Source organism: Streptomyces sp. NPDC107559 (assembly GCF_055657365.1).
The window spans coordinates 63,986-84,165 of the sequence record NZ_JBVKBD010000003.1 but is presented as its reverse complement, the minus strand read 5'-3'; the positions used below and the strand labels follow the sequence as shown (position 1 = coordinate 84,165).

Annotated in this window: 17 protein-coding genes; 11 read left to right on the top strand and 6 right to left on the bottom strand. The window is 70.6% G+C overall.

The window, feature by feature from the left end:
* The first annotated feature begins 529 nt into the window (after positions 1 to 529).
* On the top strand, positions 530 to 790 hold the full coding sequence (locus ACZ7OY_RS11860) for a DUF397 domain-containing protein (protein WP_351619530.1): 261 nt from the start codon (positions 530 to 532) through the stop codon (positions 788 to 790).
* A gap of 130 nt (positions 791 to 920) precedes the next feature.
* On the opposite strand, the gene ACZ7OY_RS11855 is transcribed toward ACZ7OY_RS11860, so the two are convergent.
* On the bottom strand, positions 921 to 1,421 hold the full coding sequence (locus ACZ7OY_RS11855) for an ATP-binding protein (protein WP_471911272.1): 501 nt from the start codon (positions 1,419 to 1,421) through the stop codon (positions 921 to 923).
* A gap of 342 nt (positions 1,422 to 1,763) precedes the next feature.
* On the opposite strand from ACZ7OY_RS11855, the gene ACZ7OY_RS11850 reads away from it, so the two are divergent.
* The 3 genes from ACZ7OY_RS11850 (at position 1,764) to ACZ7OY_RS11840 (ending at position 5,000) form a co-directional block, all read left to right on the top strand.
* Positions 1,764 to 2,588 carry a helix-turn-helix domain-containing protein gene (locus ACZ7OY_RS11850; RefSeq protein WP_471911666.1) on the top strand — a complete coding sequence of 275 codons (825 nt, stop codon included), beginning with the start codon at positions 1,764 to 1,766 and terminating at the stop codon, positions 2,586 to 2,588.
* 236 nt (positions 2,589 to 2,824) lie between these two features.
* On the top strand, positions 2,825 to 4,285 hold the full coding sequence (locus tag ACZ7OY_RS11845) for an aldehyde dehydrogenase family protein (protein ID WP_471911271.1): 1,461 nt from the start codon (positions 2,825 to 2,827) through the stop codon (positions 4,283 to 4,285).
* 166 nt (positions 4,286 to 4,451) lie between these two features.
* Entirely contained in the window at positions 4,452 to 5,000 is a 549-nt protein-coding gene (locus tag ACZ7OY_RS11840; protein WP_471911270.1) for a DinB family protein, read from the top strand.
* A 146-nt stretch (positions 5,001 to 5,146) separates the two neighbouring features.
* On the opposite strand, the gene ACZ7OY_RS11835 is transcribed toward ACZ7OY_RS11840, so the two are convergent.
* Positions 5,147 to 6,553, bottom strand: coding sequence for a glutamate decarboxylase (locus ACZ7OY_RS11835; protein WP_471911269.1), 1,407 nt, complete (start codon positions 6,551 to 6,553; stop codon positions 5,147 to 5,149).
* A 27-nt stretch (positions 6,554 to 6,580) separates the two neighbouring features.
* Positions 6,581 to 7,867: an ion channel protein gene (locus ACZ7OY_RS11830; RefSeq protein ID WP_471911268.1), complete on the bottom strand. Its 1,287-nt coding sequence runs from the start codon at positions 7,865 to 7,867 to the stop codon at positions 6,581 to 6,583.
* A gap of 286 nt (positions 7,868 to 8,153) precedes the next feature.
* Here ACZ7OY_RS11830 and ACZ7OY_RS11825 point away from each other — a divergent pair, with 286 nt between their 5' ends.
* Positions 8,154 to 8,915, top strand: coding sequence for a MerR family transcriptional regulator (locus tag ACZ7OY_RS11825; RefSeq protein WP_385527605.1), 762 nt, complete (start codon positions 8,154 to 8,156; stop codon positions 8,913 to 8,915).
* Between the two features lie 24 nt (positions 8,916 to 8,939).
* On the opposite strand, the gene ACZ7OY_RS11820 is transcribed toward ACZ7OY_RS11825, so the two are convergent.
* The gene (locus ACZ7OY_RS11820; RefSeq protein ID WP_351615510.1) at positions 8,940 to 9,305 is read right to left on the bottom strand and encodes a YbjQ family protein; all 366 of its coding nucleotides are present in this window, start codon (positions 9,303 to 9,305) and stop codon (positions 8,940 to 8,942) included.
* A gap of 141 nt (positions 9,306 to 9,446) precedes the next feature.
* Here ACZ7OY_RS11820 and ACZ7OY_RS11815 point away from each other — a divergent pair, with 141 nt between their 5' ends.
* Entirely contained in the window at positions 9,447 to 10,556 is a 1,110-nt protein-coding gene (locus tag ACZ7OY_RS11815; RefSeq protein ID WP_471911267.1) for a DedA family protein, read from the top strand.
* A gap of 55 nt (positions 10,557 to 10,611) precedes the next feature.
* Here ACZ7OY_RS11815 and ACZ7OY_RS11810 read toward each other — a convergent pair whose 3' ends face one another.
* Both ACZ7OY_RS11810 and ACZ7OY_RS11805 read right to left on the bottom strand, forming a co-directional pair.
* On the bottom strand, positions 10,612 to 12,288 hold the full coding sequence (locus ACZ7OY_RS11810; RefSeq protein ID WP_471911266.1) for a threonine/serine exporter family protein: 1,677 nt from the start codon (positions 12,286 to 12,288) through the stop codon (positions 10,612 to 10,614).
* Between the two features lie 103 nt (positions 12,289 to 12,391).
* Positions 12,392 to 12,883, bottom strand: a complete 492-nt coding sequence (locus ACZ7OY_RS11805; protein ID WP_162468575.1) for an inorganic diphosphatase — start codon at positions 12,881 to 12,883, stop codon at positions 12,392 to 12,394.
* Positions 12,884 to 12,962: 79 nt separating this feature from the next.
* Between ACZ7OY_RS11805 and dacB the strand changes: the two genes are divergently transcribed.
* From dacB to ftsH, 5 genes are all read left to right on the top strand, one after another.
* A complete protein-coding gene (gene dacB, locus ACZ7OY_RS11800) occupies positions 12,963 to 14,594 on the top strand; it encodes a D-alanyl-D-alanine carboxypeptidase/D-alanyl-D-alanine endopeptidase (protein ID WP_471911265.1) in 1,632 nt (543 codons plus the stop codon).
* A gap of 99 nt (positions 14,595 to 14,693) precedes the next feature.
* Positions 14,694 to 15,827, top strand: a complete 1,134-nt coding sequence (locus ACZ7OY_RS11795; protein WP_351615498.1) for a zinc-dependent metalloprotease — start codon at positions 14,694 to 14,696, stop codon at positions 15,825 to 15,827.
* Between the two features lie 224 nt (positions 15,828 to 16,051).
* Positions 16,052 to 17,260, top strand: coding sequence for a tRNA lysidine(34) synthetase TilS (tilS, locus tag ACZ7OY_RS11790; RefSeq protein WP_471911264.1), 1,209 nt, complete (start codon positions 16,052 to 16,054; stop codon positions 17,258 to 17,260).
* 78 nt (positions 17,261 to 17,338) lie between these two features.
* A complete protein-coding gene (gene hpt / locus ACZ7OY_RS11785) occupies positions 17,339 to 17,899 on the top strand; it encodes a hypoxanthine phosphoribosyltransferase (RefSeq protein WP_152887790.1) in 561 nt (186 codons plus the stop codon).
* Between the two features lie 183 nt (positions 17,900 to 18,082).
* Entirely contained in the window at positions 18,083 to 20,122 is a 2,040-nt protein-coding gene (gene ftsH, locus ACZ7OY_RS11780) for an ATP-dependent zinc metalloprotease FtsH (RefSeq protein WP_471911263.1), read from the top strand.
* The last annotated feature ends 58 nt before the right edge of the window (positions 20,123 to 20,180 follow it).

Here is a 20,180-nt window from a genome sequence, read left to right as displayed (position 1 = left end):
CCGGGACCTGCGTCCAGCGGTGTCCGCGTGCCGGACGGTCACGCATCCGGCGAAGAGCGGACTCCGGTTCCGCGCCGGATCCGATGCCTTGTCCCGCACCGGGGGAGGACTCCCCGGTCATCCGCGGGGACCAGTGGTTCCGGCCGCCGCGCGCCCGGGCCTGGCGTCGAGGGCGTACGGTCCCGGTGTCGTAGAAGCGGAACACCACATCTACGCCAGGGAACGGACGATGCCCGTCCGCAGGACCGATACCGATCCGTCATCCTGCCCATCGGACGATCATGTCGATGGTGGAACACGGGGGCGCCGCCGCGCGTCTGTCTCTAGTGCACGTGCGCATGCCCCGCCGGCTTCGGGGCAGACGCCGTAACGGCTTCGGTAAAGGGGTCGTCAAAGCTGTAATCGCGGGAACACCCCGCGTGCACGTGCATCTGCCCATGCATCTGCACATGAACACGGCTATGATCCAGGGCTGTTGACTACTGCATCAATTGGCCACACCAGCCAGTGCACCACCTGGGAGCGACCTGTGGACCACGATGTTGACGGGGGGTACGACGTGTACAACGGCATGGCGGCCACACAGTTGCACGGGGTGGCCTGGCAGAAGAGCCGACACAGCAACTCGCAGGGCTCCTGCGTGGAGTTCGCCCGGCTGCCTGGCGGTGATGTGGCGGTGCGGAACTCGCGGTTTCCGGACGGTCCCGCTCTCGTCTACACGCGGGCCGAGATCGAGGCGATGCTGCTCGGCATCAAGGACGGCGAGTTCGACCATCTGATCGCCGGCTGACGGTCCGGGTCGGCCGGGAGCGGCCGGGGCTGTGCCCCCTTCGCGACACCCATGACGCAAGTAGGACCCGTAACGCGCATAGCGTACGTAACGCGCGTAGAACCGCGGCGCCAAGAAGCGCCGCGGTTCGTCATTCCGCCGGGGGCGGCAGATGGAACAGCGCCCAGACCACCTTGCCGTTGAGCGTGCCCGCCAGCGGATGCCAGCCCCAGCCGTCGCTGAAGGAGTCCACCAGGAACAGACCGCGGCCCGACTCCGCCGAGAAGTCGTCCGCCGGACGGGTCGCGGGGCTCTCGTGGCTGGGATCGCGCACCGCGCACACCAGTCGCTCGGTCCAGCGCATCAGGTGCAGGCGTACGGGCGGCTGCTGTTCCGGGTCGCAGGCGGTGCCGTTCGGCAGGGCGTGACGCAGGGCGTTGGTGACCAGTTCGGAGACGACCAGGCAGATGTCGTCGAAGCGTTCGTCTATCGCCCACTGGTCGAGGGTTCTGCGCGTGAAGCGTCTGGCCTCGCGCACCGCCTCGTAACGGGCGGGAAGAGCGCAGGAGGCGGCGCTGGACACGGCCGCGGGATCCAGCGGCGGAAGGCCCTGCCGTAACGGCTCGAGCATGGTCGATCCATTCGTCCCCATGCGAGGCACTCCCGGGAATTCGCGGTCGTTGCGATGCAGCGGTGGCGCGGGACCATGGTTTCGGATGCGCACAGCAGATGCAAGGGCAGATGCACGTGCACGTGACCGAATTGGACCCGCCCGTACCGCTTCTTGGCCATTTTTTCCGCCATCTTCTCGGCCTGTCCCTACCGTCGTCTGTCCTTTGCTTGCTCCTTCCTGTGCGCATGGGTTGCCTTCTTTCCGTCTCTGTAATCGGGCGAGTACTGCTCGGAGTGTTTTAGTGGCAGACTTCGGCGCCTAAGGACGTTGGGGAGGCTGGCGAACGTGAGCGCGGGAGAGCCAGGATCGGTGGTGCGGCGCATGCTGCTCGGCTCGCAACTCAGGCGGCTGCGCGAGTCGCGCGGGATCACCCGCGAGGCCGCGGGCTACTCCATCCGCGCTTCCGAGTCCAAGATCAGCCGGATGGAGTTGGGCCGGGTGAGCTTCAAGACGCGGGACGTCGAGGACCTGCTGACGCTGTACGGCATCACGGACGAGGCGGAGCGCTCCTCGCTCGTCGCCCTCGCCCGCGAGGCCAACGTCGCCGGCTGGTGGCACAGTTACTCGGACGTGCTGCCCAGCTGGTTCCCCACCTATGTGGGCCTGGAGGGTGCCGCGTCCGCGATCCGCGCCTACGAGGTGCAGTTCGTGCACGGCCTGCTCCAGACCGAGGCGTACGCCCGCGCGGTCGTGCGGCGCGGTATGAAGGGCGCGAGCGAGGCCGACGTCGAACGGCGGGTGACGCTGCGCCTGGAGCGGCAGAAATACCTCTTCTCCGAGAACGCCCCCGACTTCCACATCGTCCTGGACGAGGCCGCCCTGCGCCGCCCCTACGGCGACCGCGAGGTCATGCGCGACCAGCTCCAGCACCTCATCGAGATCTCCGAGCGGTCCAACGTGCGGCTCCAGATCATGCCGTTCGGCCTCGGCGGGCACTCCGGCGAGTCCGGCGCCTTCACGATCCTCAGCTTCCCCGAGTCCGATCTGTCGGACGTCGTCTATCTGGAGCAGCTGACCAGTGCGCTGTATCTGGACAAGCGCGAGGACGTCGCCCAGTACGAGCACGCGCTGAAGGAACTCCAGCAGGACAGCCCCGGCCCGGACGAGAGCCGGGATCTGCTGCGGGGGCTGCTGCAGCTCTCCTGAGGGCTGTCCGCCGGACAGACCCCGGGCCACGCCGTCGGATTCCGGCCGTCCCGGGGCGTTCCGGCGCGGCGTAGGGATAACCCTCGACCTTGTCGTGCGGTCTTGCGTTTCCCGTTCCGGCCGCTCCAACTCGCCTGCTTCGCACGTACGATGACGTGTGATCAGACCAACAGTCGATCGGGGGTTGACCGGGTGTCTGCCTCGACTGCTTCGGCGGCAAGGGGATTGAGGATCACATGGCGTCCTGCTTCACCGACCTGGCCATGCAGTACATCGACGGCGAGTGGCGCCCCGGTACCGGCTCCTGGGACATCATCGACTTCAACCCCTACGACGGCGAGAAGCTGGCCTCGATCACCATAGCCACCATCGACGAGGTCGATCAGGCCTATCGCGCGGCCGCCAGGGCCCAGAGAGCATGGGCCGAGATCAACCCGTACGCCCGCCGGGACATATTCGACCGGGCGCTCAGACTGGTCGAGGAGCGCGAGCAGGAGATCACCGAGGCGATCACCGCCGAGCTGGGCGGCACCCGGCTCAAGGCCCGGTTCGAGCTCCATCTCGCCAAGGAGTTCCTGCGCGAGGCGGCCCAGCTGGCGCTGCGCTCCGAGGGCCGGCTGCTGCCCTCCCCGGTGGACGGCAAGGAGAACCGTCTCTACCGCGTCCCCGTCGGTGTCGTGGGCGTCATCAGCCCCTTCAACTTCCCCTTCCTGCTGTCCATCAAGCCGGTCGCCGCCGCGCTCGCCCTCGGCAACGCGGTCGTCCTCAAGCCGCACCAGGACACCCCGGTCGTCGGCGGCACGCTGATCGCGAAGATCTTCGAGGACGCGGGCCTGCCGAGCGGTCTGCTGAACGTCGTCCTGACGGACATCGCCGAGATCGGGGACGCCTTCATCGAGCACCCGGTCCCGAAGGTCATCTCCTTCACCGGCTCCGACAAGGTCGGCCGTCACATCGCCACCGTCTGCGCCGCCCAGCTCAAGCGCACGGTCCTCGAACTCGGCGGCAACAGCGCCCTGGTGGTCCTCGACGACGCCGACATCGACTACGCGGTCGACGCGGCCGTCTTCAGCCGGTACGTCGACCAGGGGCAGGTCTGCATGGCCGCCAACCGGGTCCTGGTGGACCGCTCGGTCGCGGAGGAGTTCACCGAGAAGTTCGTCGCCAAGGTGCGCACCCTGAAGACCGGCGACCCGAGCGATCCGCAGACGGTCATCGGCCCGGTCATCAACTCCCTCCAGGCGCACGCCATCTCCGCCGCCGTCGACCAGGCCGTCGCCGAGGGCGCCACGGTCCTCGTACGCGGTGGGACGACCGACAACCTGGTGGAGCCCTCCGTCCTCACGGACGTGCCCGCCGACTCCTCCCTCCTGCACAAGGAGATCTTCGGCCCGGTCGCCCTGCTGGTCCCGTTCGACGGCGAGGACGAGGCGATCCGCATCGTCAACGACACGCCCTACGGTCTGAGCGGCGCCGTCCACACGGCCGACGTGGAGCGGGGCGTCACCTTCGCCAAGCGGGTCGACACCGGCATGTTCCATGTGAACGACGGCACCATCCACGACGAGCCGCTCGTCCCCTTCGGCGGCGAGAAGCACTCCGGGATCGGCCGGCTGAACGGCGAGACCACGCTGGACGCCTTCACCACCCTGAAGTGGATCTCGGTGCAGCACGGGCGCAGCACGTTCCCCTTCTAGGCCTGATCACCTGATCCGCTCCAGGGGCTGGTGCTTCCCGGTGGTTCCCGGGCCTTTCTCGGCCGGGTCGGGGTATCGAGGACAGAAGCTGACCGCATTGGCTCGTAGCTTCGTCGGTGTCGGGCGGGGAGAGGTTCCCCGCCGCACCGAGGAAAGGCAGCCGGTCATGGTCACTCACGTGCGAGCCGAGGCGCAGGGCGACGAGCGCGGAGCACTGCTCTCCTTCCTGGCGGAGCAGCGCGGCGGCATCCGGCGGTCGGTGCTCGGGCTGACCGAGGAGCAGGCGGACTCCCGCCCCAGCGCGAGTGAGCTGTCGCTGGCCGGTCTGGTCAAGCACGTCGCCGAGGTCGAGCAGGGCTGGGTCGCCCGGGCCAAGGGCGAGGCGCCCGCGGTGAAGCGCGACGAGTCCAACTGGCACGAGTGCTTCGCGCTGGCCGACGGCGAGACCGTGGCCGGGCAGCTCGCGTACTGGGAGGGGGTCGCCGCGGAGACGGAGAGGTTCCTGCGGTCGGTGCCGAGCCTCGACGACACCTTCGGCCTCCCCGCCGACCCCTGGTTCCCGCCGGAGGGCCGGGTCTCCATGCGCTGGCTGGCCCTGCACCTGATCCGCGAGACCGCCCGGCACGCCGGTCACGCCGACATCATCCGGGAGTCGCTGGACGGGAAGACGGCGTTCGAACTGGTGGCGCAGGAGCAGGGCGCGTCCTGGGGCTGAGCCCGCCGGATCCCGGGCCGGGCGGCGGGACCACTCCGGCCGCCGGGCCCCGGGGCTGTGGTGGAGCCCGGTCGCCCGACCCGGGTCAGTGGTGGAGCCCGGTCGCCCGACCCGGGTCAGTGGTGGAACCCGGCCGTCGGCCCCGGTCAGTGGTGGAACCCGGTCGCCCGGTCCTTGTCCCGCGTCAGCGGATGCGGCTGCCGGCGCAGGTCCGGCAGGAGGCGGTTCAGGTCCTCCAGGAACAGTTCGGCGAGGTCCGCCGAGAAGCCGTTGCGGCACACGACCCGGATCACCGACAGGTCCTCGCGGTTGGGCGGGAAGGTGTAGGCGGGCACCAGCCAGCCGTGTTCGCGCAGCCGCCGGGAGACGTCGAAGACGTCGTACGCCTTGACGTCGTCGGCGGTGGTGAAGGCGAAGACGGGCAGTTGGTCGCCGTGGGTCAGCAGCCGGAAGTCGCCGAGCTCCGCCACGCGCGCTGAGAGGCCGGTGGCCACGTCCCGGGTGCTCTGCTGCACGGCCTGGTAACCCTCGCGGCCCAGCCGCAGGAACGTGTAGTACTGCGCGACGACCTGGGCGCCGGGCCGGGAGAAGTTCAGGGCGAAGGTCGGCATGTCGCCGCCCAGGTAGTTGACGCGGAAGACCAGTTCCTCGGGGAGGACCTCCTTGTCGCGCCACAGGGCCCAGCCGACGCCCGGGTAGACCAGCCCGTACTTGTGCCCCGAGGTGTTGATCGAGGCCACCCGCGGCAGGCGGAAGTCCCACACCAGGTCCGGGTCGAGGAAGGGTGCCACCATGCCGCCGGACGCGCCGTCGACGTGCACCGGGATGTCGAGGCCGGTGCGCTCCTGGACGGCGTCCAGGGCCGCGCACAGGTCGGCGATCGGCTCGTAGGACCCGTCGAAGGTGGAGCCCAGGATGCCGACGACCCCGATGGTGTTCTCGTCGCACAGCCCGGCCGCGGCCTGCGGATCGAGGTGGTAGCGGTCGCCCTCCATGGGGACCAGCCGGGGCTCCACCTCCCAGAAGTTGCAGAACTTGTCCCAGCAGACCTGGACGTTGACGCCCATGACGAGGTTCGGGCGGGCGCTTGGGTAGCGGTCGGCGTTGCGCTTTGTCCAGCGCCGCTTCAGCGCCATCCCGGCGAGCATGCACGCCTCGCTGGAGCCCGTGGTCGAACAGCCCACGGCGGCCGACGGGTCCGGCGCGTTCCACAGGTCGGCGAGCATCGCCACACAGCGCCGTTCCAGCTCGGCGGTGCGCGGGTACTCGTCCTTGTCGATCATGTTCTTGTCCCGGCACTCGCCCATCAGCACCCCGGCCTGCGGCTCCATCCAGGTGGTGACGAACGTGGCCAGGTTCAGCCGGGAGTTGCCGTCCAGCATCAGTTCGTCGTGCACCAGCTGGTACGCCGTGTTCGGGGGCAGGGGGGCGTTCGGGAGCCGGTGCGTGGGCGGCGCCTCGGTCATGCCGCCGACGGGGTTCGCCTCGCCGAAGAAGGGGTTGACCGACATCGGCCGCTGTTCTTGTTTCTCGGGACCTTTGTGCAGAGCCATGGATGAGCCTCCAGACGGGGAAACGGTTCAGCGGATCGGGGTGCCGTCCTTGTGCAGCTGCATCTGCGGGCGCCCCGTCACCAGCAGCCAGGCCGGCAGCGAGGCGATGCACAGCAGCGCGAGGATGACGGGGGAAGCCACCAGGACGGCGGCGGTGAACAGGCTCACCCAGCCCTGCCGGGTGATGGCCAGGAGCATGCCCAGCACGCCCGACGCCACGCCGACGGCGGCCGGGACACCGGGCACCAGGGCGTGGGCGCACAGGCCGAGGGCGGTGCCCACGAACACGGCAGGGAAGATCCGGCCGCCGCGGAAGCCGCAGGTGGCGGCGACGGTCAGGGCGGCCAGCTTGACGACGGTCATCATGGCGAACTGCCCGGCGGACCAGCCCTCGGGGTCGTGCGCCAGCTCCGCGATCTGGTCCAGCCCCTTGAAGAGCGTCAGCGGCCCGCCCAGGGCCCCCAGCGCCCCGAGGACGAGCCCGCCCGCCGGGAGCATCAGCATCGGGTGCCGCAGCCGCTGGAAGGCGCGGTGGAGGTGGGGGAAGGCGCAGACCGCGGCCATGCCGAGCAGCGCGGCCGCCGACGCGACGACGATCGCCGACAGCACGTCGCCCGCGTCCGGCTCGGCGATCGGGGGCAGATGAAGGTCGAAGGTCGCCTGGTGGACCAGGTCGGTCGTCAGGGCGCCCGCCGCGGCGGCGGCCAGCGGCGCGAAGATGTTGTCCCACAGCTGGCCCTTGATCCGCTGTCCGGCCAGCGCCTCCGAGATGACCAGGGCGGCGGCCACCGGGGTGCCGAACAGGGCGCCGAGAGTCGCCGCCTCCGCCAGCGCCATCCACAGCGGCTCCGGCAGCGCGGGCCGGAATCGGTGGCCGAGCCACACCGCGAGCCCGACGTTGACGGCGATGATGGGGTTCTCGGGGCCGAGGCTCGGCCCGCCGGCCAGCATCAGGGCCGCCGCCAGCAGCAGGCCGGGCAGGACGACGGGCGGCAGCGCGGGGGCGTTCAGCCCCATGGTGGCCGGGTCGGGTCCGGCGTGTCCCGGGACCTTCCACACCACCAGACCCACCGCGATGCCGGTCGCGAAGAGCATGACGAAGATCCACAGCACCGAGTAGCGGCCGATGCCCAGGGAGTCGGGGAGGTTCTCCCACAGGACGCCCTGGAGCTGCTCGGCCGCGACGCTCACGCCGACGAACAGCAGGCTGCTCACCACACCCACGGCGAGAGCGGGCAGGATCAGCGGTAACAGGGCGCGCGGCGGGGCCGCGGGAGAGGTGTCGGGCGCCTGCTGCGCGGAGTCCTGGGCCACGAGATCACCATAAGCGGACGTAATACCTCAAACATCCCGGACATGGCATGTGGGGCGGGCGGGGGCACGGCTGTGGAGCGCGCATCGCATGGAGCGGGGAGCACGTCTCGGTACGCACGGCGCGTTGCGCGGCGCGCGCCGTGCGAGGAAGGGGCGCGCACGGCTGGGCGCGCCCCTGGCGGACGGTCGCCGGGCAGCCGGTCGGCGGACCGTACGGGGAACAGGCTTGCACCTCACGTCACGTGAGGACGCACCGTGGAGCGCGTACCGACGAAAGGAGCGGAAAGTGAGCTACTCCGTGGGACAGGTCGCGGGGTTCGCCGGGGTCACGGTGCGCACGCTGCACCACTACGACGACATCGGCCTGCTCGTGCCCAGCGAGCGCAGCCACGCGGGCCACCGGCGCTACGGCGAGGGCGACCTCGACCGGCTCCAGCGGATCCTGTTCTACCGGGAGCTCGGCTTTCCGCTCGACGAGGTCGCCGCCCTGCTCGACGACCCGGCCGCGGACCCGCGCGCCCACCTGCGCCGGCAGCACGACCTGCTGACCGCCCGGATCGAGAAGCTGCAGAAGATGGCCGCGGCCGTGGAACACGCCATGGAGGCGAACGAGATGGGCATCAGCCTGACACCCGAGGAACGGTTCGAGGTCTTCGGCGACAAGGACCCCGAGCAGTACGCCGAGGAGGCGGAGCAGCGCTGGGGCGGCACGCGCGCGTACGCCGAGTCGCAGCGCCGTACCGCCCGCTACACCAAGGACGACTGGAAACGCATGAAGGCCGAGGTGGCCGACTGGAGCGAGCGCTACGCCGCCCTGATGGCCGCCGGCGAACCACCGGCCGGCGAGCGCGCCATGGACATGGCCGAGGAGCACCGGCTGCACATCTGCGCCTGGTTCTACGAGTGCCCGTACGACATGCACCAGGGCCTCGCCGAGATGTACGTCGCCGACGAGCGCTTCAAGGCCTTCTACGACGCGATGCGGCCGGGCCTCGCCGAGCACCTGAGGGCTGCCATCGTCGCGAACGCGGCCCGGCACACCGCCTGAGCGGCCCGGGGTCCTGGCCCGGTCTCACTCCGGGGCCAGGACCACCGCCGTCCCGTAGGCGCACACCTCGGTGCCCGCGTCCGCCGCCTCCGTGACGTCGAAGCGGAACGCCAGCACCGCGTTGGCGCCACGCGCCTGGGCCTGCTCCACCAGCCGTTCCATGGCCTGGTTGCGGGTCGCCACGAGCGTCTTGGTGAGCCCCTTGAGCTCACCGCCGATCATCGACTTCAGGCCGGCGCCGATCTGGCTGCCCAGGTGCCGGGAGCGCACGGTCAGGCCGAAGACCTCGCCGATGACCTGCTGGACGCGGTGTCCGGGTACGTCGTTCGTGGTCACGACCAGAACGGCAGCCTGGGGCTGCTGGCCGCCTCCGTATTCATCGATGCCCATGCTCACAGCTTTGACCAGACGGACACACAGTGCATCCTGTGGGAAGCCCTGGGAACCTGGTCCCGTGGCGTAGCGTTGATAGTTTTGGGCGGTCCCGCCGCCGCACCGACCGCCCTCCCCCTTCTCAGGAGCCCGGAACCCGTGACTACCCTCGCCCTCGGCCCTGAGTGGCTTACCCCGGACTACCTGATCTCGACCTTCGGGCTGATCGGCATCCTGGTCATCGTCTTCGCCGAGTCGGGTCTGTTCGCCTTCCTGCCCGGCGACTCGCTGCTGTTCACGGCGGGTCTGCTGGTCGCGGACGGCAAGTGGATCCAGCAGCCGCTGTGGCTGGTGTGCACGCTGATCGTGGCCGCGGCGGTCCTCGGCGACCAGGTCGGCTTCCTGATCGGCAAGTTCTTCGGGCCGAAGCTCTTCAGCCGGCCCGACTCCAAGCTCTTCAAGCAGGAGAACCTGGAGAAGGCCCACGAGTTCGTCGAGAACTACGGTCCCAAGGCCATCGTGCTGGCCCGCTTCGTGCCGATCGTGCGGACCTTCGCCCCGATCATCGCGGGCGCCGGCCGCATGCAGTACCGCACGTTCCTCACGTACAACGTGGTCGGTGGCGCCATGTGGGGTACGGGCGTGACGGTCGCGGGTTACTTCCTCGGCCAGATCGACCTCATCAAGAACAACGTCGAGGCCATCCTCGTCCTGATCGTGCTCATCTCCGTGATCCCGGTGATCATCGAGGTCCTCAAGGCCCGCAAGGAGAAGCGTGCGGCCGCGGACGCCCCGGCCGAGCCGGAGTTCCCGCAGCAGGCCTTCCAGCAGCAGGCCCCGGCCATGGACGACGCGACGACCCAGCTGCGCCGCATCCCCCCGGCGGACCGGCCCCACCAGAGCCAGCACCAGCACCAGCAGCCCGGCCACGATCGGTACTACGACCAGGGCACGGACCAGGGCTACGACCAAGGCGCGGACCAGGGCTACGACCAGTACCAGGACCGGCCCCGGCAGCCCTACGCCCAGCAGCACCCGCAGAGCCAGGGTTACGGCGGCCAGCAGTACGCCCAGCCCCAGCAGCCGTACGGGCAGGGGCAGGGCCGGCAGCCCCAGCAGCAGCCCTACGGCCAGCCCCAGCCCCAGCCCTATGCCCAGCAGCACCCCCAGGGCCAGGGCCAGGGCTACGGTCGGCCGCCCTACGGCTCGCAACAGGACTACCAGCAGGACTACCCGCAGGGCGGCCAGTACCCGTACGACCAGGGCTGAGCCCCTGTCGCGGGGCGGGGCCCGGCAGGAGGCGGGGCCGGCGGGCGCGCGGTGGTCAGAAGCCGCGGGTCCGCTTCGCCGCCAGCCGCCCCCCGGTGGCTCCGCCCGGCACCCGCAGGAACAGCCGGGAGATCTCCGACCCCAGGTTCACGCCGATGGCGATGGCCATCGCGAGCGCGGCGGCCTTCGTCAGCGACACCACGCCCTTGTCGACCTCGTTCTGGGCGATCGACAGCAGCCCGAAGTACGTGGCGGAACCCGGCAGCAGCGGCCCGACGGCCGCGGTCGTGTACGGCAGCGCCGACGCGAACCGGTACCGGGACAGCAACTGTCCGAACAGCCCCACCAGGCCCGCCGCCACGGCCGTGGAGGCGACCGGGGAGATGCCGGCGGTGTAGTGCATCGCGCCGTACACCGACCACGCGACGCCCCCGTTCAGGGTCACCGCCAGCACGGTGGATCGTTCCTGCTGGAGCAGCACCGCGAAGGTCAGGCACAGCAGCATGGACGCGCCGATCTGGACCAGCGGCCGCTCGGCGACGCTGAGCGCCGTGTCGGGGTTGAGCTGGGCGCCGAACTGCACGCCGAAGTACAGCACCACCAGCACGCCGACGACGATGCCGACGAACAGGTACATGACCTCCAGCAGCCGTGCGGCCGCGGTGATGTAGAAGCCGGTCAGACCGTCCTGGACCCCGGCGACCAGCGCCCGCCCCGGCAGCAGTGCGAACAGCCCACCGGTGATCACCGCGGACGCCTTCACGTCGACGTGCGCCAGCGTCAGCGCGACCCCTATGGCGGCGGGGGGCATCGCGGCCACCGTGAACTGGTAGAACTCCGGCAGCCCGCGCCCCGCGCACAGCCAGGCCAGCCGGTCGCCGAGCATCGCGCCGAGCGCGGCCGCGACGAAGACCAGCAGATCACCGCCGACGAGCACGGAGGCGGCGCCCGCGAGCAGCCCGCCGGCCGAGGTGAGCACCCAGGTGGGGTACGGGTGCCGGTTGCGGCGGATCTCCGCGAGCCGCCGGTAGGCCTCCTCCAGGGAGAGGTGGTTCTCGGTGTCGCTCAGGTCGTGCACGAGCTGGAAGACGGCCGCCAGCCGGGTGTAGTCGGTGCCCCGGCGGCGCACGGTCCGCGAGGCGGTCAGCGGCCCGTCCACCAGCGACGGCTGGTACGAGATCGACAGCAGGGTGAAGGTGGCGGTCGGCTCGCAGCGGTCCAGGCCGTAGGAGCGGCAGACCGCGAACATCGCCGCCTCCACGTCCTCGGCGCCCTCGCCGCCGGCCAGGAGCAGTTCGCCGATGCGCAGGGTCAGGTCGAGCACGCGCGGGACGGCGGGCGCGACCTCCTCGGCCTTGCGCGCCGTCTCCAGCGCGGGCCGCTCGGCCACCGGCATCCGCAGCATCGTGCGCATCCGGTCCTGCCAGGGGGCGTCCTTGGTCAGGCTGACCCGGGGGACGCCGACCGGCGGGGTGAAGGCGGGCGGGGCGCTGCGGGCGCTGTAGGTCCGCGGTGTGCTGAAGGCCGAGCCCTCGGACTCACCGGACGCCGTCTGCGCCACGTCCAGCCCGTCGGGGACGGCGAACTCGGACGTGGTCTCCGACTCCGTACCGCCCTTGGTGCCCTTGGGGACCGCGAGACCCTCCGGAATCGCGAACTCGGACGTGATCTCCGACTCGTACGTGCTCCTCGCCTCGTCCGACTGCGGCTTGCGGTCCTCCGCTTCCGTCACTGACGCAACGCTCCCTGAACGACGCCTTTCCCAGCCCCAGTATGCGCACAGACATGCCGACGGGCCGCACGCGTGCGCGTACGGCCCGTGGACGGCAGGGGACTCAGTGGCCGCCCTGGTCCTCGAATCGCTTGTAGGACCGCTCGATCTCGGCCTCGGCCTCGGTGCGGCCGACCCAGTCGGCGCCCTCGACGGACTTGCCGGGCTCCAGGTCCTTGTAGACCTCGAAGAAGTGCTGGATCTCCAGGCGGTCGAACTCCGACACGTGGTGGATGTCGCGCAGGTGCTCCACGCGCGGGTCGGACGCCGGGACGCACAGCAGCTTGTCGTCGCCGCCGGCCTCGTCGGTCATCCGGAACATGCCGATGGCACGGCACTTGATGAGGCAGCCGGGGAAGGTCGGCTCCTCCAGGATGACCAGCGCGTCCAGCGGGTCGCCGTCCTCGCCGAGGGTGTTCTCGACGAAGCCGTAGTCGGCCGGGTAACTGGTCGAGGTGAAGAGCCGACGGTCCAGTCGGATCCGACCGGTCTCGTGGTCCACCTCGTACTTGTTCCGCGAACCCTTCGGGATCTCGATCGTGACGTCGAACTCCACCGGTGGCTCCTCCATGATCAGCACATAGTTCTGGTGATTAAGTGTCCCTCACGCAGGTGTGTGATCGCGAAAGGGGCTGGTGGTCGTGCCCGAGCTGAGGCCTTGGCAGGCCGCGAGACCGCATGTGGTGCGGATCGCGGGCGCCGTCCGACCGCGTCTCGTGCGAGCAGTGACGGCCGTGAAGCCGCCTCTCGTACGGGTCGCGACGGCCGTGAGGCCGCGGGTCGCACGGCTGACACAGGCCGTGAAACCGCAGGTCACACGGCCCGTCAGGCCGAAGACCTGGCAGTACACCGCAGGTGCCGCCACCGCCGGTCTTGCGCTGGCCGCCGTCGTGGTGAGCGCCGCCGGGCCCTGGGACGCCACCGGTCAGCGTACGGCCGAGCGGGACCGGGCAGCCGCCCTGGACGGCACGGGTGGCGCAGATCACGGTCGTAAGTCCGATACGTCCGGTACGCAGGCCCGGGGGCCCCGGCCCGCGCCCAGCGCCCCGTCCGTGCTGACCGGCCTCACCGCCGGCGTGACCGCCGTGCAGTCCAAGCCGGGCGCGAAGTCCGTGGCCGACGTCCTGGACCCGCTCCTGGACGACCAGGCGCTCGGCAGCCGGCACACCGCCGTCGTCGTCGACCTCGGCACCGGCCGGCGCCTGTACGGCACCGGGGCCGACGACGCGCTGACCCCCGCCTCCACCACGAAGATCGCCACCGCCGTCGCCGCGCTCTCCGCGATGGGCGCCGACCACCGCTTCACCACCCGCACCGCCCTCGAACCCGGCACGAAGGAGGTCGTCCTGGTAGGCGGCGGCGACCCGACCCTGACGGCCCACGCGGACGACAAGGAAGGCTGGGCGAGCCTGCGCGCCCTCGCCGCCGACACCGCCGCCGCCCTGAAGAAGCGCGGCCTGAGCCAGGTGACGCTGTCGTACGACACGACCCTCTACGCCGGTTCCGCGACCCACCCGATCGGCGTCAACGACAACATCGCCCAGGTCAGCGCCCTGATGGCGGACGAGGGCCGCACGGACGACTCGACGCACGGCCCGGTGGCCCGGGTGGCCGACCCGGCGGCCGACGCGGCCCGCCGGTTCGGCGAGTTCCTGAACTCGGCCGGGATCCGGACGACTTCGCCCGGCCTGTCCAAGGCGAGCGGCCGCGCCGAGTCCCTGGCCACCGTCTCCTCGCCGCCGCTGTCCAGCGTCGTCGAGCGGATGCTGACCAACAGCGACAACGACATCGCCGAGGCGCTCGCCCGCCAGACCGCCGTCGCGACCGGCGGGCGCGCCGACTTCGCCGGCGGCGGGAAGGCGATCCGCGCCCAGCTCCAGAAGCTCGGGCTTCCCCTGACGGGCGCCGAGTTCAAGGACGGCAGCGGTCTGAACCGCGACGACCGGCTGACCGCGAACCTGCTGACGGCCCTGCTGGTCAAGGCCGGTGACCCCGCCCACCCCGAACTCCGCCCGGTTCTCACCGGTCTTCCGGTGGCCGGCTTCACCGGCACCCTCAGCGCCCGCTACAGCGACGGCGCGGCCGGCGTCGTACGGGCCAAGACCGGCACCCTGACCGGCGTCAACACGCTGGCCGGCACGGTCGTGGACGAGGACGGCCGGCTGCTGGCCTTCGCCTTCCTGACCGCGGACACGACCGATCCGGCGGCGGCCCAGTCGGCGCTCGACCGGACGGCGACCGCGCTCGCCGCGTGCGGCTGCGGCTGAACCGGACGGCACGGCGCCGGGTGCCGCCCGGCGCACCGCGGCCCGCGGACACCGTTTCGAGGCCTGCCCGCGGCGGGAACGCTCACGTACCGTTGAGCCATGACGAGCATCGGTGGTGCTGCATCTACTGGGATGGTCGACTGGAATCTCGCGGTGGCGACCGCGACCCGGCTCGTACGGCCGGGCCCCGAGGTGAGCCGCGACGAGGCCCGGGCCGTCGTCGCGGAGCTGCGCCGCCACGCCAAGGCCTCGGAGGAACACGTCCGGGGCTTCACCCGGATGGGCACCGGAGACGTCCATGACACCCCCGTGCTCGTCGTCGACCGCCCCGGCTGGGTCCGGGCGAACGTCGCCGGGTTCCGGGAGATCCTCAAGCCGCTGCTCGACAAGATGCAGGACCGGCGCGGCAACAACCCCGGCGGCGCGGTCCTGGGCATGGTCGGCGGCAAGGTGACCGGCGTCGAACTCGGCATGCTGCTGTCGTTCCTCGCCTCACGGGTCCTCGGCCAGTACGAGACCTTCGCCCCCGCCACCCGCGAACTGCCGGCCGGGCCGGCCGGCGGCGGCCGCCTGCTGCTCGTCGCGCCGAACATCGTGCACGTGGAGCGGGAACTCGACGTACAGCCCCACGACTTCCGCCTCTGGGTGTGCCTGCACGAGGAGACGCACCGCACCCAGTTCTCCGCGGTGCCCTGGCTGCGCGACCACGTGGAGGGTGAGATCCAGTCTTTCCTGGGGGAGACCGACGTCGACCCCATGACCTTCCTGGAGCGCATCCGGGAGGCCGCCCAGTCGCTGGCCGGCGGCCGGCCCGAGGGCGAGGAGGACGACGGCGGCCGCTCCCTGGTGGAACTGGTGCAGACCCCGGCCCAGCGGGAGATCCTCACCCGGCTGACCGCCGTGATGTCCCTGCTGGAGGGACACGCCGACTTCGTGATGGACGGGGTCGGGCCCTCGGTCGTCCCGAGCGTCGCGGAGATCCGCGAGAAGTTCCAGCAGCGCCGCGCCAAGGGCGCCTCGCGCCTGGACACCACGCTGCGCAAGCTGCTGGGCCTGGACGCCAAGCTCAAGCAGTACCGGGACGGCGAGCGTTTCGTGCGGGCCGTGGTGGACCAGGTCGGCATGGACGGGTTCAACCGGGTGTGGACGTCGCCCAACACCCTGCCGACCAAGGCGGAGATCGCCGAACCGGGGGACTGGGTCGCGCGGGTGCACGGCAGGACGGATTCCTGAACCGTGATCGCGGGCCGGTCCGTGGCTCGGGCGCGACACGGGAAAGCCGTGGGACGGATCCGGCCGACGGCAGGCGAACGCCCCTCCAATCACCCGTCCGAGGGACCGTGAGCCATGCGTAGGCGTGCAATGCTCGGGGAACGCCCCGGTTCTGTCACCATCGACACACTCTGAGTGACCGAGCCTCGGGTTCACTCCCGAAAACTTCATGAAGGGAACCGGACATGGGTCCCCATCCTGCGGTCGCGGCGATACGCCTGGCGGTCCGCCGCGTCCTCCACGACATCCTCATCGAACTCAACAGAACAGCCGACGCCGACGACGTCGCCTTCGCCACCGGCACCCTCACCACCGCGGGCACGCCGTCCGCCGCGGGCGCATCGTCCGCCGCGGGCGCGCCGTCCGCCGTGGGTACGTCGGCGGCCGTCGACGTCCCCGGCTCCGTCGGCCAGGCCCCCGGCCGGTACGCCGACCAGGTCCCGGCGCAGGGCACCGACCGCGCGCCCCACGAGCGCCCGGCAGCTCCGCTCGTGCTCGTCGCGTGCTCCGGCGGCGCCGACTCCATGGCGCTGGCCTCCGCCCTCGCCTTCGAGGCGCCCAAGCTCGGCATCCGCGCCGGCGGCGTCACCGTCGACCACGGCCTCCAGCCCGGTTCCGACCTGCGCGCCGACGAGGTCGTGCTGCGGCTGCGCGAACTCGGCCTGGACCCGGTCGAGTCGGTCGCCGTGACCGTCGGCCGCGAGGGCGGCCCCGAGGCCGCCGCCCGCGACGCCCGCTACGCCGCCCTCGACGCCGCCGCGGACCGCCACGGCGCCGCCGCGATCCTGCTCGGCCACACCCGTGACGACCAGGCCGAGACCGTCCTGCTGGGGCTCGCCCGGGGCTCCGGCATCCGGTCCCTGTCCGGGATGGCCGCGGTCTCGGGGGCCGACGGCCGCTACCGCAGGCCCTTCCTCCAGCTCGACCGGCAGACCGCGCGCAAGGCCTGCATGGCCCAGTCGCTGCCCGTCTGGGACGACCCGCACAACGTCGATCCGGCCTACACCCGCTCCCGGCTGCGCCACGAAGGCCTGCCCGCCCTGGAGAAGGCCCTCGGCAAGGGAGTCGTCGAGGCCCTCGCCCGTACGGCCCAGCTCTCCCGTGACGATGCCGACGCCCTCGACGCCTGGGCCAGCCAGGCCGAGGCCTCCGTACGCGACGCGACGGGCCTGCTGGAGTGCGCCAAGCTCTACGCCCTGCCGCCCGCCGTACGCCGCCGGATCCTGCGCCGTGCGGCCATCGAGGCGGGCGCTCCGGCCGGTTCGCTGTTCGCCCGCCACATCGAGGAGGTCGACCGGCTGATCACCGGTTGGCGGGGTCAGGGAGCCATCAACCTCCCCGGCCGGGTCGTCGCCCAGCGACAGGGTGGCAGACTGGTGATCCGGCAAGGCTGAATCTCCCTCCTCGGGGAGACGGCCGGCCTCCCCTTCGGGCAGGGGCCGGGCAGCCGGTGGGACGACCGACCGAAAGTGATGCGGGTGGACGCGAAAGACATGGGTGCCGACCTCAAAGAGGTACTCATCACCAAGGAAGAGATCGACGCGAAGCTGGCCGAGCTGGCCGCGAGGATCGACGAGGAGTACGCGGGCAAGGACCTGCTGATCGTCGGCGTCCTCAAGGGCGCGGTGATGGTCATGGCCGACCTCGCCCGGTCGCTGTCCACCCCCGTCACCATGGACTGGATGGCGGTGTCCTCGTACGGGGCGGGCACCCAGTCCTCCGGTGTGGTGCGGATCCTCAAGGACCTCGACACCGACATCAAGGGCCGGCACGTCCTGATCGTCGAGGACATCATCGACTCCGGTCTGACCCTGTCGTGGCTGCTCAGCAACCTCGGCTCGCGCGAGCCCGCCTCCCTGAAGGTGTGCACGCTGCTGCGCAAGCCGGACGCCGCCAAGGTCGCCATCGACGTGGCGTGGGTCGGCTTCGACATCCCCAACGAGTTCGTCGTCGGCTACGGCCTCGACTACGCCGAGAAGTACCGCAACCTGCCGTTCGTGGGTACTCTCGCGCCGCACGTCTACGGCGGCTGAGCAGGTCGGGCCAAGCCCTCCAGGACGATCGGGAACCCCAGCGGGCCTCGCGGCGTTGGAGCAGGCAGACGGATCGCCAGCCGTCCCGTGCGGCTTCGGTCCACAATGCTGGGGTACCGTCAGAAGAACTGTCTTATCAAACTCACTATGGCAGGAGGGACGGGGCGACACCGCTCCGTATGGATGGACGTGAAGCGATACTTCCGTGGGCCGGTCATGTGGATCGTGCTGGCCGTCCTTGCCGTGGTCGTGTTGATGCAGGTCGTCGGCTCGTCCGGCGGCTACAAGACGGTGGACACCGGCAAGGTCGTCCAGGCGATCAACGACAACAAGGTCGAATCGGCCAAGATCACTACCGGTGACGAGCAGACCATCAAGGTCTCGCTCAAGGACGGCGTGAAGGTCGACGGCAGCTCGAAGATCCAGGCGAGCTACATCGGCGACCAGGGCGTGACCATCGCCAACACGCTGCAGACCAAGTACCAGGACAAGCAGATCCCCGACGGCTACACCGTCACCCCGACGAAGCAGAACGCTTTCCTCGGCATCCTGCTCTCCCTGCTCCCCTTCGTCCTCATCGTCGTCGTGTTCCTGTTCCTGATGAATCAGATGCAGGGCGGCGGCTCCCGGGTCATGAACTTCGGCAAGTCCAAGGCGAAGCTCATCACCAAGGACACCCCGAAGACGACGTTCGCGGACGTCGCGGGCTCGGACGAGGCCGTCGAGGAGCTCCAGGAGATCAAGGAGTTCCTCCAGGAGCCGGCGAAGTTCCAGGCGGTCGGCGCCAAGATCCCCAAGGGCGTACTGCTGTACGGCCCTCCCGGCACCGGCAAGACCCTGCTGGCGCGTGCCGTCGCGGGCGAGGCGGGCGTGCCGTTCTACTCGATCTCCGGTTCCGACTTCGTCGAGATGTTCGTCGGTGTCGGTGCCTCCCGAGTGCGTGACCTGTTCGAGCAGGCCAAGGCGAACGCCCCGGCGATCGTCTTCGTCGACGAGATCGACGCGGTCGGCCGTCATCGCGGCGCCGGCCTCGGCGGTGGCCACGACGAGCGCGAGCAGACGCTGAACCAGCTGCTCGTCGAGATGGACGGCTTCGACGTCAAGGGTGGCGTCATCCTGATCGCCGCCACGAACCGCCCGGACATCCTCGACCCGGCCCTCCTGCGCCCCGGCCGCTTCGACCGCCAGATCGCGGTCGACCGCCCCGACATGCAGGGCCGTCTGGAGATCCTCAAGGTCCACCAGAAGGGCAAGCCGGTCGCGCCCGACGTCGACCTGGCCGCCGTCGCCCGCCGCACCCCCGGCTTCACGGGTGCCGATCTGTCCAACGTGCTGAACGAGGCCGCGCTGCTCACGGCCCGCAGCGACCGGAAGCTGATCGACAACCTGATGCTGGACGAGGCGATCGACCGTGTGGTCGCGGGCCCGCAGAAGCGGACCCGGATCATGTCGGACAAGGAGAAGAAGATCACCGCGTACCACGAGGGCGGTCACGCCCTGGTCGCGGCGGCCTCGCCGAACTCCGACCCGGTCCACAAGATCACGATCCTGTCCCGGGGCCGTGCCCTCGGTTACACGATGGTGCTCCCGGACGAGGACAAGTACTCGACCACGCGCAACGAGATGCTCGACCAGCTGGCCTACATGCTGGGCGGCCGCGCGGCCGAGGAACTGGTCTTCCACGACCCGACCACGGGCGCCGCGAACGACATCGAGAAGGCCACGACCACCGCCCGCGCGATGGTCACGCAGTACGGCATGACCGAGCGGCTCGGCGCGATCAAGTTCGGTGGCGACAACACCGAGCCCTTCCTCGGCCGTGAGATGGCTCACCAGCGCGACTACTCGGAAGAGGTCGCCGCCCTGGTGGACGAGGAAGTCAAGAAGCTCATCGAGAACGCGCACAACGAGGCCTGGGAGATCCTGGTCGAGAACCGCGACGTCCTCGACAACCTGGTGCTCCAGCTTCTGGAGAAGGAGACGCTCGGCAAGGAGGAGATCGCGGAGGTCTTCGCCACGATCGTCAAGCGGCCGCCGCGGCCCGCCTGGACCGGCTCCTCCCGCCGTACGCCGTCCACCCGTCCGCCGGTGCTCTCCCCCAAGGAGCTGGCACTGACGAACGGCGCGAACGGCGCGACGCCGGCCATCAGCACCGTGAAGTCGACCGCTGCGGAGTCCGCGCCGGCGACGGAACCGGTCACGGAGGACCGACCGGAGAGCTGACCCTCCCGGCCGTCCCCGGTGGCCTCACCAGGCCCGGAATGGATGCCGCGCCCCCCAG